Source organism: Mucilaginibacter limnophilus, from assembly GCF_004005815.1.
GTDB lineage: Bacteria > Bacteroidota > Bacteroidia > Sphingobacteriales > Sphingobacteriaceae > Mucilaginibacter > Mucilaginibacter limnophilus.
This window is the reverse complement of sequence record NZ_SACK01000001.1, coordinates 800796-818732: the sequence shown is the minus strand read 5'-3', so window position 1 is coordinate 818732 and position 17937 is coordinate 800796. Positions and strand designations below refer to the sequence as shown.

8 protein-coding genes are annotated in these 17937 nt (G+C 42.9%); 1 reads left to right on the top strand and 7 read right to left on the bottom strand.

The window, feature by feature from the left end; genetic code table 11:
* Positions 1 to 21: 21 nt before the first annotated feature.
* A complete protein-coding gene (locus tag EOD41_RS03400) occupies positions 22 to 3078 on the bottom strand; it encodes a SusC/RagA family TonB-linked outer membrane protein (RefSeq protein ID WP_127703359.1) in 3057 nt (1018 codons plus the stop codon).
* Between the two features lie 529 nt (positions 3079 to 3607).
* On the opposite strand from EOD41_RS03400, the gene EOD41_RS03395 reads away from it, so the two are divergent.
* Positions 3608 to 4477, top strand: a complete 870-nt coding sequence (locus tag EOD41_RS03395) for a helix-turn-helix domain-containing protein (protein WP_127703358.1) — start codon at positions 3608 to 3610, stop codon at positions 4475 to 4477.
* 4 nt (positions 4478 to 4481) lie between these two features.
* Here the strand turns inward: EOD41_RS03395 and EOD41_RS03390 are convergent, their stop codons facing one another.
* The 6 genes from EOD41_RS03390 to EOD41_RS03365 all read right to left on the bottom strand — a co-directional run bounded on the left by EOD41_RS03390 (position 4482) and on the right by EOD41_RS03365 (position 17839).
* The gene (locus EOD41_RS03390; RefSeq protein ID WP_127703357.1) at positions 4482 to 8618 is read right to left on the bottom strand and encodes a hybrid sensor histidine kinase/response regulator transcription factor; all 4137 of its coding nucleotides are present in this window, start codon (positions 8616 to 8618) and stop codon (positions 4482 to 4484) included.
* An 86-nt stretch (positions 8619 to 8704) separates the two neighbouring features.
* Positions 8705 to 9889: a glycoside hydrolase family 130 protein gene (locus EOD41_RS03385; protein ID WP_127703356.1), complete on the bottom strand. Its 1185-nt coding sequence runs from the start codon at positions 9887 to 9889 to the stop codon at positions 8705 to 8707.
* A gap of 21 nt (positions 9890 to 9910) precedes the next feature.
* Positions 9911 to 11737, bottom strand: coding sequence for a sodium:solute symporter family protein (locus EOD41_RS03380; RefSeq protein ID WP_127703355.1), 1827 nt, complete (start codon positions 11735 to 11737; stop codon positions 9911 to 9913).
* A gap of 336 nt (positions 11738 to 12073) precedes the next feature.
* On the bottom strand, positions 12074 to 12550 hold the full coding sequence (locus EOD41_RS03375; RefSeq protein WP_127703354.1) for a hypothetical protein: 477 nt from the start codon (positions 12548 to 12550) through the stop codon (positions 12074 to 12076).
* A 281-nt stretch (positions 12551 to 12831) separates the two neighbouring features.
* Entirely contained in the window at positions 12832 to 14685 is a 1854-nt protein-coding gene (locus tag EOD41_RS03370) for a RagB/SusD family nutrient uptake outer membrane protein (RefSeq protein ID WP_127703353.1), read from the bottom strand.
* A 4-nt stretch (positions 14686 to 14689) separates the two neighbouring features.
* On the bottom strand, positions 14690 to 17839 hold the full coding sequence (locus EOD41_RS03365) for a SusC/RagA family TonB-linked outer membrane protein (RefSeq protein WP_127703352.1): 3150 nt from the start codon (positions 17837 to 17839) through the stop codon (positions 14690 to 14692).
* Positions 17840 to 17937 lie beyond the last annotated feature (98 nt).

The window sequence follows — 17937 nt, the reverse complement described above, 5'->3', positions numbered from 1 at the left end:
TAATTTCTTTCCTCTCGCTAATTAAAATCCAATATTAAGCCCTAACGATATGGCACGCGGCCTTGGATAGTTACCCCAGTTTATACCGTCTTCGCCCACTTCAGGGTCAAAACCTTTATTAAACTTGCTGAAAGTGTACAGGTTATTGCCCGATAAATAGATACGGATAGAGTTAATACCTTTTATTAAACCCGATTTTACATTGTAGCCCACGGTTATATTTTGTATGCGCAGGAATGAACCATCGGTAATAAAGTAATCTGAAGCTTTGTAGCCACGGGTGTTGTTGGCGCGCGGGTACAGTTCGCTTGGGTTATCAGGTGTCCAGCGTTGTATCCAGCGGCTTGGGGTTAGCTTTTGCAGGTCTAAGACATCAACACCCTGTACCCCGTAAAACTGTGCTGATAGGTCGAATTGTTTATACTTTAAGTTAGTGTTAAAGCTGTACAGGAAGTTTGGCGTAGGGTTGCCAATAATAGTCCTGTCATACTGGTCGTTTATCACACCATCGGGCACACCATCCGGACCCGAAATATCCACATATTTTATCTCACCAGGCTGTGCTTCAGCACCGGTTAAACCGGCCTCCAAACCTTCGTCAAGCGTTTGTATAATACCGTCAGACTTAAAGCCGTAGTACGAGTTAATTGGATAACCAATGGTATAAGTATTAACACGCTGCCTTAACATTTCTATCAGGCTGCCCACCTCGTTACGTGCGGTTTCGCCCATTGAGATAACCTTGTTACGGTTAAGGGTGAAGTTACCGCCCACGCTCCAGCTCAAATCTGTTTGGGTGATGATGTTGGCATTTAAACCAATCTCAAAACCTTTGTTGCTTATCTCGCCGTCGTTGACCCATATTTGATTAAATGCAGATGATGGTGCAAGCAGCTTCAGCCTTAACAGGTCGCTGGTGCGTTTGTCGTAATAATCTAATGTCAGGGTAAAACGCTGGTCCATTATGCCGATATCGACACCTAAGTCAAGCTGTTTGGTGGTTTCCCATTTCAGGCTGTTGTTGGCCAAACCTTCTAATATGGTTAAACCCTGCTCGTCGTTACCCAGTGAAAAACCGGGGCCGAAACCTGTTTCAAAACCTGTACCGGTGAAGTATTTATCAGTACCGTAGCGCTCAAGCGAGCGGTATGGCGGCAAACCCTGGTTCCCGGTTAAACCGTAACTTGCCCTGAACTTCAGTTCAGAGAAAATATTCAGGTTTTTAACAAAGCTTTCTTCATTGGCTTTCCAGGCAATTGCACCTGACGGGAAGAAACCCCATTTGTTATTTTTGGCAAACTTGGTTGAACCATCGGTACGGCCGGTTAAGGTGAACAGGTACTTGTTTTGCAAAGTATAATTCACCCTGCCGAAATACGACATCAGCGTTGAGCGTTGCAGCGGTGGCGTTGAAATTTGTACCGTAGCGGCGCTTTCAAGGTTTTCGTTGTTAAGGTTATCATTAACAAAGTTGCGGCCTATAAGCGCGCTTTGGCGAGTTTCAAATTTTTGTATGGAAAAACCACCTACGGCGTTCAGATGATGTTCGCCAAAGGTTTTATCTAAGGTTAAATAGTTCTCGTTCAGCAACTCGTTGCTGTTGTAGTTTGATATAGAGCCCAAACCGTTAGCCTCGGCACCCGAAAAAGTGATGGTGGCCGGCTGATAGTTATCGCCTACCGAATTGCCGTATTTGGTACTTAATTGCGTACGGAATTGCAGCCAATCGGTAAACTTAACGTTGGCAAACACGGTTCCTAAAACGTCGATGGTTTTTGAAGTGTTCAGCACTTCATTGGCAATAGCAATGGGGTTACCATAATCATTTGCTGCCATGCGGAAGTAGTTGCCATTCTCATCATACACAGGGAATATGCGCGAACGTCCGGCACCTAAACCTTGCCCTCTGTTTTGTGTACGCGTCAATATAATATTGGCACCAGTGTTTATGGTATTGCTTATTTTTTGATCAATATTTAAGCGGCCGGTATACTTGTCGTAATCGTTTTTAATAACAAGGCCCTGCTCTTTGTAATAGTTGCCAGACATTGAATACTTGGTATTCTCATTACCGCCATCAATACCCAAAGTATAGTTTTGTGAGAAGGGGTTACGGTAAACCAAATCAACCCAATCAGTATTATACGGCCATTGCGGTTTGTTTGGGTCAAGGCCGCGTAGTTCGGCAATTGACGGATAGTACACACCGCCGCGTGGTTTACCAAGATACGGTAGCTGGTCTACAGGCGTACCTCCGTTCAGGGCAGCTTCGTTGGCAAAAATGGCTTCTTCAACCGGGTCGCGCCACAGGTCGGGTTTCACCACCAAAAACGACAGCGTATTCAAAGTGCTCAGGCTGATACGCGGCGTACCGGCTTTTGCCTTTTTGGTAGTCACCATAATTACACCGTTAGCACCACGTGAACCGTAGATAGCCGCTGAAGACGCGTCTTTTAAAACTTCAATCGACTCAATATCGTCAGGGTTGATCTGTTTCAGGTCGCCTGCGTCCCCCCATGGAAAGCCATCAACTACGATAAGCGGGTTACGCGAACCGTTGAGTGAGCTTGCACCACGTATGCGGATGGTAGCGCCTGCGCCTGGCTGGCCCGACGGAACCATTACCTGCACACCTGCAATCTTGCCCTGCAGCAACTGATCGACAGATGATGAAGGCACTTTGTTAAGCTGGCTGCCTTTCAAGGTAGCAACTGAACCGGTAAGGTCGCTTTTTCGGGTGGTACCGTAACCTACTACCACCACCTCTTCAAGATTTTGGTTGGCGTTTGACAGCTTTACTGTAAGCGGAGCACGCGACGCCGATACAGTAATTTCCTGATCCGTCATACCTATAAAGGTGAACTTCAAAACCTGGCCGGTAGCAGCGGCTATAGTAAAGTTACCATTGGCGTCGGTAGCCGCAGCGGTTGAAGTACCTTTTACCGATACGGACACACCCGGAAGAGGGGTACCGGTATCATCGGTAACCGTTCCTTTAATGGTTTCCTGGGCCCAGGCGTTAAGGCCACCCGCCGCCAGAAAACACCACATTAATAATGTGTATAGAATTTTCTTCATACGTTGTTGTTGGATTTAGATAAATAATTAAGTTTCGTATTTATAATTGATTGACCAAAAGTAGCGGGGCATCAAAAGGGATTTTAATAGTATTTTAACAAATAATTCAATTATCATAATTGTGTATCATCGCATTTAACCAACCGCTTACTTTTTTATATTTACATTCGTTCAGTTTATATTCCTCATACATATAATAAAAATGTTCGCAAGGCTCAAAACAGTTTTGTCTGCCACTCATTAGCGAACTATAAACGACTGTTTAACAAAAGTTTAATAAGCCTTACGCACTCAAAGCCAGCAGTTATATGTCTAATAAAAGAGGTATTAATTCGGTTTTTTAAGCCAATTTATACATGGTATTTTATTAATGCATGCCTTTGCATTGTTTGTGTACTATTATGAAAGAATAGTGGACTAAGGGCAGCTTAAGTTGCGGTAAAATTGTATTGGTTATTTATTGCAGGATTGTATCGCCCGGCATGAATAACCAACCATTTAAAACCACATAAACTACAATTAAGCTGAGATGGAAATTGTAAGAGAAATTACGCCGTTAACACAAAACGATTGTTTTACCATTTTTTCAAGGACTAAATCGTGCTTTGATTTCCCCTTGCACAATCATGAAGACATGGAACTTAATCTGATACTTGATGGTGCAGGCGCGCAGCGTATAGTAGGCGATCACATAGGCGAAATCGGCCCTAAGGAACTGGTTTTCACAGGACCTAATTTAAATCATGGATGGTTTACGCATGAGTGCCGTAATACGCAGATAAAAGAAGTAACTATACAGTTTCACCGGGAGTTTTTTAGCGAGAGTTTTATGAAACGGAATCAGTTGGTTAACATCCGTAACATGTTTGAAAATGCCAAGCGTGGTATTTTGTTTTCAGATGAAACCGTTTTGCATATCGCTCCGCGCATAATAGCGCTTGCTAAAAAAAGCGGATTTGACTCCATTTTGGAGTTGATGTCGATCATGCATGATCTATCAACAGCAAGAGATTCAAAGTTATTATCAGACAGCAGCTTCACTACTGAACAACTGCATTATAACAGCCGGCGCATTGAGCGGGTGTTCGATTTTATGAATAAAAACTTTCACAGACATATTTCATTAACCGAAGTTGCGAAAGTAGCTGGCATGCCCGAAGCCTCTTTTAGCCGGTTTATGCGCCAAAGTACAGGCTTTAGTTTTGTAGATAGTTTAAATGAGATTCGTCTCGGCCATGTTTCACGCATGCTGCTTAACACCACACAGTCAATTGCCGAAGTGGCTTTTCAATGCGGATTTAATAACATGGCCAACTTTAACCGCACTTTTAAGGCGAAAAAAGGCTTAACGCCGCGAGAGTTTCGTGAAAGTTATGCCGGAAAACGGATTGTAATATAAGCTGCTATTCACTTTTTTTCCTGATATCCTGCAGCTGAAACTTTTGCCTGTATTCAACCGGCGAACAGTGATATAGCTTTTTAAACTCGCGGAAGAAGTAGGTTTTGTTGTTGAAGCCTGTCTTATAAAATATCTCTGAAACGGTTAAGTTAGTCACTTCTAATAAATGAGCGGCTCTTTTCAATCGTACATGGCGTATCAACTCTGTTGGCGTCATTTCAGAAAACGTCTTGATCTTACGGTACAGCTGCATTTTGCTGACATTTAAAGCATTCTCTAAGAATGAGCCATCGATATCTTCCTCAATATGCTGCTCTATTAAATTGATTACCGTTTTAATAAATTTTTTATCCTGATCATTAGCCTCAACTGTGGCGGCCGGCAATTGAACATGATCGTTTTTAAATAGCTTTTTTATTTTATCACGATATTCAAGCAATGCTTGCACCCTTACCAACAGATGTTCGGTTTTAAATGGCTTCGGTATATAGGCATCAGCACCAAGACCATAACCTTCAGTTTGCTGATCGATTGATGACCGGGCCGAAAGCAGTATTACCGGCAAATGGCAGCTTTCAGGAGTTTCTTTTATAACGCGGCATAGCTCAAGTCCATCCATATCAGGCATCATGATATCGCTTATTATCAGGTCGATACCGGTGCGTTTGATGACATCAAGCGCTTCATAGCCGGTTGATGCTTCATAAACTAGGTATTTATCAGCTAATATATCCCTCAGTAAATACCTTATCGTGGTTTCATCTTCAACAATCAAAACATGTTTCTTTTGCCGATCATAACTGTTTACAAGCGATAGCTTATTGTTTTCAGCCATGGTAGCCTGTTGTTGCAATGGCATAACCATTTGAGTAAGCGAACTAAAGATATAGGATAGTGTTTCTGGCTTATCAGGCTGTGCCTGCCGATTAACACCTTCGGGTATAAACTGCAAGGGTAAAGTAACTTTGAACGATATCCAGTTGTTCTGGCAGTTTACGCTGATATCTCCATTGAGCATTAATACCATTTGCCGGGTAAAGGCCAGCCCAATGCCTGAACTGAGCTTTGTTTGCTGGGTATCATCATCGGTAAAGAACATGTCAAATACTTTATTAACCTGTTCATTACTCAAACCACAACCCGAATTAGCCACAATAATTTCAAGCTTCTCTTCTGCCGGAAGCCTGTTGACAGAGAACATCACATACTCATTTTGGCCTGAATGTTTAAAAGCATTGGATAACAAGTTGTAAATGATTTTTTCAAGCTTGTCTTTATCTGTCCATAGATGTATTTCCGGTTCAATATGGACAGAAAGATCAATATTTTTTTGTTCAGAAACGGCGTCAAATAGAGCAGCAATATTTTTCAACAGATCCGTTACATGCAGGTAGCTGTAATGGTTTTTCAGATGCCCTGATTCAGCTTTTCTAAATTCAAGCAACTGCTGTATCAGATAATGCAGCCGTGCCGCCTCCTGGTTAACAACAGACAGAAAACGGCTATTGCCTGTACTTGCCTGCTTATGGTTATTTCTGTAAAAATATCGCTCCATCGAACCGAGTATAAGCGTTAGCGGCGTTTGCAGTTCATGCGCTATATTGGTAAAAAAGTTCAGTTGCTGCTGGTGTAGCTTTTCATCCTTTTCGCGCAGCATATGCTCAACGCGTATTTGCTGTTTAAGCAAAAACTTGTTACGCCGATAACGATAAAATAAATAACCCGAGCCCGCCAGCACTATAGCGTAGCAGCAAAATGCCAGCGGCGTAAGCCAAAAATATTGTTTAACAGTAATGGTATAGGCTGTAACCGGTGCTGTCCATCCCCCTTCTCCGTTTGACCATTTAATTTTAAGCTTATAATCGCCCGGCGAAAGATTATTGTAAAATATGGTCTGGTTATGCCGTGCCTGGTGCCAGTCTTTGTCGTTCCCTTCCAAAAAGTAACTGTAGCGGCATTTTTGCGGGGTAATAAAGCTGATAAACTCGACCTTTTGCTCAAAAAAGTTATCCTGAGGCATCAGATTATAGTGATGCACCGAAGTTGGATTACTAACAGCGTTAAGCACTTTAAAACAACCTGCATCATCCTTTTTGTTAGCAAGCTGCAGGTTACTCAACATTAGTTGCGGCTGGCGGGTATTGATTTTTATATTTTGAGGATCAAAATAATTAAAGCCATAAATACCGCCAAAAAACAATTGCCCTTCTACCGACCGCCAAACCGCATTGTCGCTAAACTCATCGTTCTGCAATCCGTCGGCCTCTTTAAAACTTACAATCTTTAACGTATTGGGGTCAATCTTAGCCAGCCCCTTATTGGTGCTTATCCAAATATTGTTTTTGTCGTCTTCAGTTATGGCATGTATCGAATTATTAGGTAACCCGTTATCGGTATTAAGGAATTTAAACACCGGTTTATTGTTTTTCACTGCCTCGGCTTCGTCAATCCAGTTAAGCCCGAAACTGGTACCTACCCACAAACGTCTGCTTCCATCAATGTAAAGCGAAAGCACATCATTGTTTGAAAGGCTACCCTTGTATGTAAAAGCTTTATATGTGGTAAATTTTCCGGTGCTTTTATTAAATAAACTTAGCCCGCCATAACGGCATCCCACCCATATATAATTTCCTGATCCTTGAGCAAGGGTATATATTACATTGCTTGCTGGCCCTGTTTGTGCATCGTTATAAACGTACTGACGTAAATATTCGATATTATACTGCTTATTGCCAACTTTTTTCAATTTAAGGTGAACAAGGCCATTATCGTTAAGGCCAAGCCATATCGAACCATCCTTATCGTTCAGGATACAGTGTACCGATCCAAACGGCGGATATTTGTTGCTGCCTTGTATCTGGTTCCAGTTAATAATTTTTTTGGTTGACTCGTCATACAGGGTTATTCCCGGCGCATCAGAACCGATATAAACGGTTCCGTTATTATCTTTTTGAATCGTATAAACACAGTTGTCAAGCAGATCCTGCCCGGTGTTGAATGAGCGGATGCTTGAAAAAGACATTACGGGCGAGCCAAGATTTTTTATAGTGGTTATCCCGTTGCCTTTGGTGCCTACCCAAAGTTGGTTGTTTACCTTACAAAACGCCCTTACCGGAATGCGGAAGAGCTCGCTGTTTGGTTGCTTGCCAACGGCATTAAAGTAGTTAAGCTTTTTAGTAACACGTATAGCGCCATTACCATCAGAACCCAGCCAAAGTATATTTTCCTTACCGGCGCAAAGTGAAGTGATGCGGATTCCCGCCAGCATAGGGTTCTCTTTGCTAATAAAAAGTTCGGGTTTAAAGTCGATATTATACTCACCTATCCCTTTTGACGACCATGCCAGTATGTAATGCCCCTCGTAATAAGCCATTGATCGTACTTCATGAGGTAAGTGCTGCAAAAGCTTAACAGGCTGAGCATTATAGGCAGCCTTATACAGCACATTGTTGTTGGTAGAAAAAAACAACGTATTATTTACATAAAACAGATTATTTACGCCCGCTTGTATGGTGCAACGTTTTACATAACCGTTATTCTGAGGCTGATACAGTTCCAGAATGCCACCATTATCCTGTAGCCACAGGTTATCTTTTCCATCAAACTGGACATTATAAATCAGCTTATCACCAAGACCATTCAACTTTACAGTAATAAACTTATCGGTACTTTTTTCGTACCTGAAAAGCTGGCTTTTATTTCGATTTATAGCGAAGACCTGCCCCTTAGAGGTTACAGCAACAACAAACCCATTTGTGTTTACGCGGCGGCTATCATAAAAGTAATTACTGATAACACCGGTTTGTTTGTTAAGCTTTGATACGCCTTCAACAGTGCCAACCCAGATATTACGCTCAAGGTCTTCGCTTATATTGTAAATTACGTTGCTTGATAAAAAGCTGCTTGATTTTTCTTTACCATAGTTAAACACATGCATAGATGTGCCGTTGTAAAGGTTCAACCCATCCCATGTGGCCAGCCATATCAGGTCGTCAGAGTCCTGGAAAACGCTGTTAATGCAACTGTTCGATAGTCCGCTGGCATTGTCTATTTGTACGGCCACATAATTAACCTGCGCAAGAGTGCTGCCTGTGTGTAACAGGAATACACATGACAGCAAAAGCTTCAACACATATCTCATACAGGTTTTAGCGTTTAGTTAATTGGTTACGCAACCGCTAAAATTATGTATTCAGATGAATTAATACAATTTTATTCTACTTCAGCTTAAATAGTAACCTTATTTACACTGCTGTTTTTATCAACCAGTTTGCAGATAGTATTAACCGATTGAAACGATGTAAAACCGTCTTCCGGTGTATTTATTACATAATCCAGTAACCGCTCAATAGTCGACACTGCCACGTGCATCCTGGTGTCCGAGGATGCATAATAAATATACACCGTTCCATCTTCATCAGCTATCCAACCGTTTGAAAAAGCGACGTTAGACACATCCCCTACACGCTCTTCTCCTTCGGGCGCTAAAAAATAACCGGCCGGTTTATGTATCACTTTGGTAAGATCGTTCAAGTCTGTCAGGAACATGTATAACGTGTATCTTAAACCAGCTGCCGTGTTTCGCACACCGTGCGCCAGATGCAGCCATCCCTTATCAGTTTTTATAGGCGCGGGTCCAAGGCCATTCTTTGCTTCGTAAATGGTATGATATACTTTTCTGTCAATCACTATTTCATTGTCAACAACAGCATTTTCAATATTATCGACCAAACCAAAACCAATTCCGCCGCCTTTACCAGCCTCTATAAAACTATCCTGCGGACGGGTATAAACAGCATATTTACCACCAACAAATTCGGGATGCAATACCACGTTACGCTGCTGTGGTGAAGGTGTTCTCAGGTCGGCCAGTCTTTCCCAGTTTAATAAGTCTTTGGTACGAACAATGCCGCACTGCGCCACAGCTGCCGACTGATCGCCTTCGGGCGCCATAGGGTCTTTGCTTTCAGTACAAAAAATACCGTATATCCAACCGTCTTCATGCTGTACAACCCGCATGTCGTACAGGTTTGTTTCGTTTCCTCTATGCTGTATAACTACAGGTTTATCCCAAAATTTGAATCCATCAATACCATTATCACTTACGGCAACCGCAAAAAATGATTTACGGTCGACGCCTTCAACGCGTACAAGCAGTATGTATTTTCCGTTAAACTTTATTGCGCCCGCATTGAAAGCGGCGTTAATTCCAAAACGCTCCATTAAAAACGGATTGGCCTCAGCATCAAAATCATAACGCCAGGTAAGCGGAGCGTGTGCCCCGGTTAATATCGGGTTTTCAAACCTTTCAAATATTCCGTTGCCGCCATAAACTTTGTTGTTTGGTTTATTGATTAATTCATGGTGGCTTTTTTGCAGATACGCAAGGCGTTCGTTAAATATATTGTTCATAAGTTCTTTGTGTCAGTGATATTAGTCTTCAAGTTTATTCCACCAGGTACGTTTTAAAATGATGCCTATCACAAGCAGTGTGGCCAACACAATAAATAATTGACTGCTCATATGCGTTATGGCATACATAGGCAAAATGGTGAGGCACAATTGGGCAACTGTTCCAAGCGCCACATTAAACATATCAAGCTTGAAATTTTTATTGGCCTGGAAGTCCGGGTCTTCGCAAACCACCAATGCATGTACCGGTTTCCAAAAACCCCATGGCCTTACTGTTTTGTAAAAAGAAACAAGTACGGCCTCATTAGTAGGTGGCGCCATATATGTGCCGATTATACTTGCCGCCATTGATACGGCAAAAAGCAGCGGCCACCAGTACAAAGGCAATCCGGTAGTGAAGTATGGCATTATCAGCGCGGCAATAATGCCGGCCACCATGCCCCAAAAGAAACCGCTTGCATTAAAGCGCCACCAGTACCATTTTAATATATTTGCTGCAACATATCCTCCGTAAAGCCCGCCAACTATCCATTGCAGTATATCGTTTACATTATGCGCCATAAAACCAAAGGCAACCCCTACTATTACCACAACTACGCCGGTAAGGTAATTCATGTACAACACCTTTTTGTTCCGCGCCTGCGGATTAATGTATTTCAGATAAATATCGTTTACAATGTAAGCCTGTGCAGCATTCAGCGTGCCGCTGAAAGTGCCCATAAAGGCACCCATTAAGCCGGTAAGCACAAGGCCTAATATCCCGACAGGTAAAAAAGTATTTATTGCAGCAGGAAGTATCCGTTCAAAGTCGGCAACACCGTCAGGACCTTTTATGTTGATCTGATTGTAGTATAATAATGCCAGTACGGTAAGACCAACTACCAATGAATAACGGACAGGCAACAGGATAATACTTACAAAACCTGTCATTTTGCTGGCATCTTTGGGGCTGCGTGTACTAAGTACTTTTTGCATATCGTAATTAGGTGCAGGGCCGGCTAGTGATGCAAAAACGCCTTTAAGCAGCATCATCATAAAGAATATACCAAACAGTCCGAAACCATCCTCGGCTATTTTTTTACCGGCATCGGGTATTGATCCCGACCAATCAAGATCAAGCTTCCAGCCGAAGAATGGGTTGTTCCAGCCCGTAGGTATATTGAGCTTTTGCCCGTCCATATGCTGCCAGGCAATTATACCCACGGCCAGACATGCTACTATCATCACCATATATTTTATCACATCGCCCAATACAATACTGTGCATACCGCCAAGTATTGAATAAAACATGGCGATAACGGTGAATACAATTCCGTAAAAATGAGGCACATATCCGGCGCTTACATCAAATGGCACATAAGGTTTAATGATATTCCACGGAATGAATATCTCGACAAATTTACCTAAACCGACAAAGCCGTAAGCCATAAAGCCAAGGCACCCAATTAAGGCGAATGCTATTACAATAATATGTGACGCTTTTACGCCCGGCCCTGCTTTACCGAAACGTGTTTGCAGCCATTCGGCGCCGGTATTGGCATTGCTGCGGCGAAGCCATTTACTCAGGAACATCATCATGAATACCTGGTTAAATACCGGCCACAACCATGGTATCCAAATACTTTTAAAACCATATACAAAGCACAGCGCCACCATCCACATGGTACCGCTTATATCAAACATGTCCGACGCGTCACTCAAACCAAGCATATACCATGGCAGCGATTTACCGCCCATCAAGTAACTGTCTTTATTAGCGCTTGCTTTTTTCCGCAGCCAAAAACCAATAATTACCATTGTTGCCAGGTAGGCAAGCAAAATCAGAACATCAATAATTTGTAGTTTCATCAACAGTTATCAGGAAAAGCTTATTAGCATGTTTCAGCACTCACAGCTATTGTAAAAATTTAAAGTTTTCTTCGCAGCGAAGCATTTTTACCATGCATTAATTAACGATGGCAAAAATAGATGAGGTGCAAAAAGTGTTGTAATACTATTTTAACCAAATGTTATACTTTGGTAATCAGATTACCTGATCTGAACTTTATGAAAGTGGCAGTAATACACTTTTCTATTATTGCAATTGATATTCAATACATAAAGTTAAGGTTATTGCAGGCAGTTGGTTCGAATTTTTTAGGGGTCGAATCAAAAAATGAATATTTACTCAGGAGTAATAAAAAATTATTTATACAGGACTACAGCAATGCAAAACAAACAAGAAAGAGCCAAAGCGATCAATAATATTAGCTGACGTTGGCGCATGATGCTTACTTGTTTTTTGAGTGCTGATACTTCCGACTCTAATGATAGTTTTAAATTTTGCAGGCGCATGTTTTGCTGCTGCAGCTTAGCAAGGGTGCCGCCAACTTCAACAGGTTTTTGCTGTGCATCGCGAAACCTGCGGGTAAAACCGCCCTGACTTAAAAACTTTTCTCCTTTAGGTTTCAGAATTAACCGCTCGGGCAACTCAAACTCACCATAACTTCCTGACGATTTGATGAGGTCTTCCCGTAACAGTATCTGCACCATAGCAAAAGCTGCAGCTTCATCTTGTCCGAAAAGATCAAGTACCTGCAGGCGGGTTAAGCTATCGGGTACACCGAATGCACCAAGAAGGGTATCAAGCAGTTCGCATTCAAATTCATTGAGGTCGCTCATAAATACAGGTACGAAAATAATTAATACACTTTTATTACGATTAAATTATCATTTATTTCAAATTTTGAGCCATATTATCAAGTATATATTTTCTTTAGCTTATATTAATTAACCGGACATTACCTTTATAAAGTACATCACCTTAATACTAAAAATCAATATATTGCATTAGCATACTAACTTACAGAATATGTGATAACCAAAAGAAAACAAAATAGCTGTAGATGACAGTCTACAGCTATTTTTATTTTGCGAAAAGCCTTATAAATAAGACGTACTATCTACCATCCATAATTCTGCACCAGATTTGGATCTTTGTCAATTTCCGGTTGTGGTATTGGCATCAGGTAATGCTTGTCTTCAAACTTACGGTCCTGCAAAGTGACGGTTTTATAAAACACAGCAACACCTGCTTCTTCACTTGATTCGGGCAGGCCGGTAGCCTGCAGCTCTGCTGCCGACGGACGCGCGTTTAAACCGAGTGCAGGGCCATTGTCTACAGTTTTCGCTATCAGCCATCTTCTTACGTCCCAAAACCGGTGGCTTTCAAAAGCCAGTTCTACCCTACGCTCGTTTTGTATGCGTTTGCGCATGCCTGCTTTGGTATTGTCATCCGGTAAAATTGGTAGAGAGGGCATAGACACGCGGCCGCGAACCAAATTGACATATTGATACACTGATTGATCGGGCGCATCCAGGTATTCGTTCATCGCTTCAGCGTAGTTTAAATAAATTTCAGCCAAACGGAAAATAGGGAAATTACGGGTTCCTGTACCTGAATTTGCGTTACGATCATAATTCGGTGATAAAAACTTACGCACATTGTATCCCCAGGGATTCGTACCCGGTTTACCGGTAGCCCAACCGTCGGTTACACCGTTGCCTGAGCCAAACCACGCCAGTCGTACCGGCCGCCTTGTGGCATCAAACCGCCATACATCATACTGAAAAAACACACTGGCGTAGAAACGCGGGTCGCGGTCTTTATACATGTTCGAAATGTTGCTGACGCTTTGAAATTTTAATCCATCCCACAGCTCTCCACTCCAAAAACCGTTTGTGGTATAACCTGAGCCTTGCACATTTATAGGATAACCATTCTTCATCTCATAAGCATCAACAAACTGCTGCAGGGGCGTTAATTTTCCGTTTCCTTTAAACGGTGAGCCATTTGGCAGATAATTGCCATCTATATCAGTTGAATTACCCATGATTCTTGGCAAAATAGTTTCGGTATAATCGCGGGTATAAAACTGGGCAGCATAATTTTGCACCGGGTTGTTTGGAAAAGGATTGTACAGGCTATAAACACCCAGGTCGATCACCGCTTTTGCAGCGTCAGCTGCTGCTTTCCATTTTTCCTTGTCGTAACTGGCATTGAACAGCGCCTTACCATCTTTATTTTTCACACCTGCATACAACGGGTTGCCGTTAAACAGCGGGCTGGCAGCATACAGCAGCGTACGTGCTTTTAATGCAAGCGCGGCACCTTTGGTAATACGTCCGGTTTGCGCTGCATCCTGCGACAATGGCAAGGCATTAGCTATATCATCACATTCAGAAGCAATGAAACCAACTACCTCATCAACCGAATTACGGGAAACCTGGGTATCTTCCAGGTTATCGGGGTCAACATCGCCTGCATCAGTTAATAGCGGAACAGCACCATAGCGTTTAAACAATTCGAAATAAAACAACGCGCGTAAAAAACGGGCTTCGGCTTTATAACGTGGCTTCCATATAGCATAGTAGCTTTCACGGTCAAGCGGAACCGGGACATTATCAATACGGCTAATGAAGATATTGGCCCTCCTGATGTCCTGGTACCTGCCCGACCAGTTTCCGTAAGGATTATCGTTGGTACTCCAGCTGCCTAAGTTGTACTTATAGGCATCTACAGCTTCACCATTATCAAACCAATGGTGATAGGTTTCATCAGTAGCGGCGGTTAACGGTGACGTTAATTCATTAGGCAAAGCGTTGTATAAACGCGCGAGTGCCTGTTCTGCCAGGTTGATGTTATTATAAACATCGTTTTCGCTTGAATATTCGGCAGGTACAACATCCAGGTATTTGTTACAGGATGTGCCGCCTATTAATAGTGCTGCCAGCAGCAGCTTAAAAATTCTTTTCATGGTATTAAAATGAAGCGTTTAATCCTAAGTTTATTACACGCATTTGGGGGTAGTCGCCAAAGCCATTGGTGCGTTCAGGGTCGAAAATGTTCATATCAGACCATGTGTAGATATTTGACCCGCTAACGAAGGTGCGGATATTTGACAGACCGATTCTTTTCACCCAATTTTTTGGAAACGTATAACCTATCTCCACATTTTTAAGGCGCACATAGTTTGATGAACGCAGCCAGAATGTTGAATTTTGGTTATTGTTAACGTTGTTTGACGATGACAACCTCGGCCATTTAGCATTGGGGTCTGGGTTTTCTTCAGTCCAGCGTCCGTCAAGGTAATCGGCCAGTACTGAGCTGTTGCTTGAAAAGGCCCAGGCTGATGTGCCTGTTAACCACAATTTGCCGCCACTTGCTCCCTGAAACAGTACGTTCAGATCGAAACTTTCATAGGTGTAAGACAATGTTAAGCCCATGATTGATTTAGGGGTAGTTACCTGTCCCAAATAACCTTCGTCCTGACTGTTTATTACGCCGTCGCCGTTACGATCAAGATATTTTATATCACCCGGGCGCACTGTGCCAAACTGTTGAGTTGGGCTTGCCGCAATGTCGGCGTCGTCTTTAAACAACCCAAGAGCGGTAAGACCATACGCTTCGTTTATTTGTGTGCCTTTCAATCCACGGTAAGGTAGCGCATACACCGGCTCAGCCGCGTATTGAATACGGTTAGTAGCATAAGAGTATGAGCCTCTTACCATTATGTTATGGTTACCAAAGCGTTTACGCCAGCTAAGCTCGCCCTCAAAGCCTTTATTATCAACAATACCTGCATTAATGGCCGGCAGGTTTTGAACGCCAATTACATCCGGAATTATTGTAGCGGTAGTCAGGATTTGGGTACGTCGTTCCTTGAAAACGTCGCCGGTAAAGGCAATCTCGCTGTTAAACAGTTCCAGGTCGATACCAATATTTGCTTTCTTTGACTTCTCCCAGGTTAAGAAGGAGTTTCCGGTAGCGCTTTCCTGCGCGCCTGCATAGCCGTCCCCATCGGCAGCCAAACCAAACTGGTAGCCGCTGCCGTTTCCGGTTTGCCAGGTGCTCAGGTATGCAAAACGGCCCACGCTGTTATCAACTCCCACTATACCGTATGAACCTCTAAGCTTTAATAAGTTTACATACTTTGAGTCTTTCAGAAAGTTTTCGTTCGAAGCAATCCAACCGGCAGATACTGCAGGGAAAAAGCCCATGCGCCTGCCTTTCATAAAGTTTTCAGAACCGTTATAACCGGCATCAAACTCCAAAACATAGCGCCTGTCATATGCATAATTTACCCGGCCCACAAGCCCCAGTTGCTTATATGGAAGAGCAGCTATAGCACCATCGCCAGTTGTGGTTGCGAGGAAACTTTGCGATTGGTTGTAACGCAGCATGCCAGATACTGCATGTTTTTGGGCAAAAGTTCTGTCATAGTTCAGGTAAGCTTCAAAGGTTGATTTGCGACTGCCGTTAGCATCAACAGCAAAGCCTAAAAGACCATCTCCTGTTGTGAGTTCTTCGTATCTGCCATTATTCAGGTCAGTTTCATTTTCATCAATTATGAACCTGTAAGTTGAGTAATTACGCTTTCTAAAGATGTTACGGAAGTTTTGAGCATCATAAGCAAAGCGTGTTCTGAAGCTCAGGCCTTCAGTAACAAAAGGCAGTTTCAGCGTAAAACCAATAATGGAGCTTAGCGTATTTTCAAAAAATCTACCGTAACCATATTGTGTTAGCCGGCCATAAGGGTTAGGTGGTGAATCTTTTTGTCCGGGTACCGAACCATCAGGGTTTGTAAGCGGATATAAATAAGCAGGTGTGTTACGTAACTGTGCCCAGAAAGAGCCTGCGGTTTCTGTGGGATAATTTCGCTCACGCACAATGTCTGATAGATTCAGTTCCAGCTTCAACAGCGGGGTTAAATCAACATCAATATTACTTCGGAAGTTATACTTGTTCATTACCGCATTGATATTGTATGCGTTAAGGTCATCATATTTATACAAACCATCCTGCTTCAAATAAGCCATTGATACAAAGTACCTTGCGGTTGATGAACCACCGTTCACGTTTAAGTTAGCCTGGTTCATCATCGAGTAATCCTTGATCAGCTCTTTTGTCCAGTCAACATTCGGATACAGATACTGATAAGTAGGATTGCTGCGGTCGCGAAACTTGGCGATGTACTCGTCTGTGTAAAGGTTAGCGTTCAATCCGTCATTGTTCAATGCTTCCCTAAATAGGGTCAAAGCGTCGTAAGCATCCAGGTATTCAGGCATGTTGAACGGCTGTTGAGCCGCAGTTTGCGCGGTAAGCGAAATAACCGGTTTACCGGTTTTACCTCTTTTGGTGGTTACCAGCACAACACCGTTAGCACCCTTCATACCGTACACAGCTGTAGCTGCGGCATCTTTTAGTACGCTTACGGTTTCTACGTCGTTGGCATCGATACCGTCAATACTGTTTTCAATACCATCAACCAATATCAGCGGGCTTTTGCCCTGGTAAGTACCAAAGCCGCGTATGTACAAAGCAGAACCATCTGCACCGGGTTCGCCGCTGCTTTGAATGGTGATCAGGCCAGGCAAACGACCAGCAAGACTGTTTGTAAGGCTGGCGGTTGGCGTACGAAGCAGTTCTTTAGAGGTTACCGAGGTAAGCGCGCCGGTAACGTTATTTTTTTGCTGCGTACCATAACCTACCACTACTACATCTTCAAGAAGAGCGATATTTTGACGAAGCTTCACCGCGATAAACTCGCGTGAATTAACCGGTACTTCCTGCCTGATAAAGCCAACCATGCTGAACACCAGAGTAGCGTCTTCGGGCACCTTGATAAGGTAACCGCCGTTAACATCAGTAACAGCGCCGTAACCATTGCGGCCTTTTACAGTGACTGCAACGCCGGGTAAGCCCACGCCGCTGGTGTCGGTAACAGTACCGCGCACTTCAATGTCTTTAAATGTTATGTTACCAGGCTTTTTTAGTGATCCATTTTTAAGATTGCTGTCCGTACCGGCAAACGCCTGCGAACAGAGTAACATCATGATGATAAGTAACGTATGAAAACTGACAACCCGATAAGAGGTGCCTGCTTTATTGTTATATAAAGGTTTTCTCATAATTGATTAATTATATGTGACAAATTGTTCAGTTTATAATACCATCCGTTAGCGGACTATCCGCCCCGGAGGTGTTGGAAGATGTTTTCTATAATGCC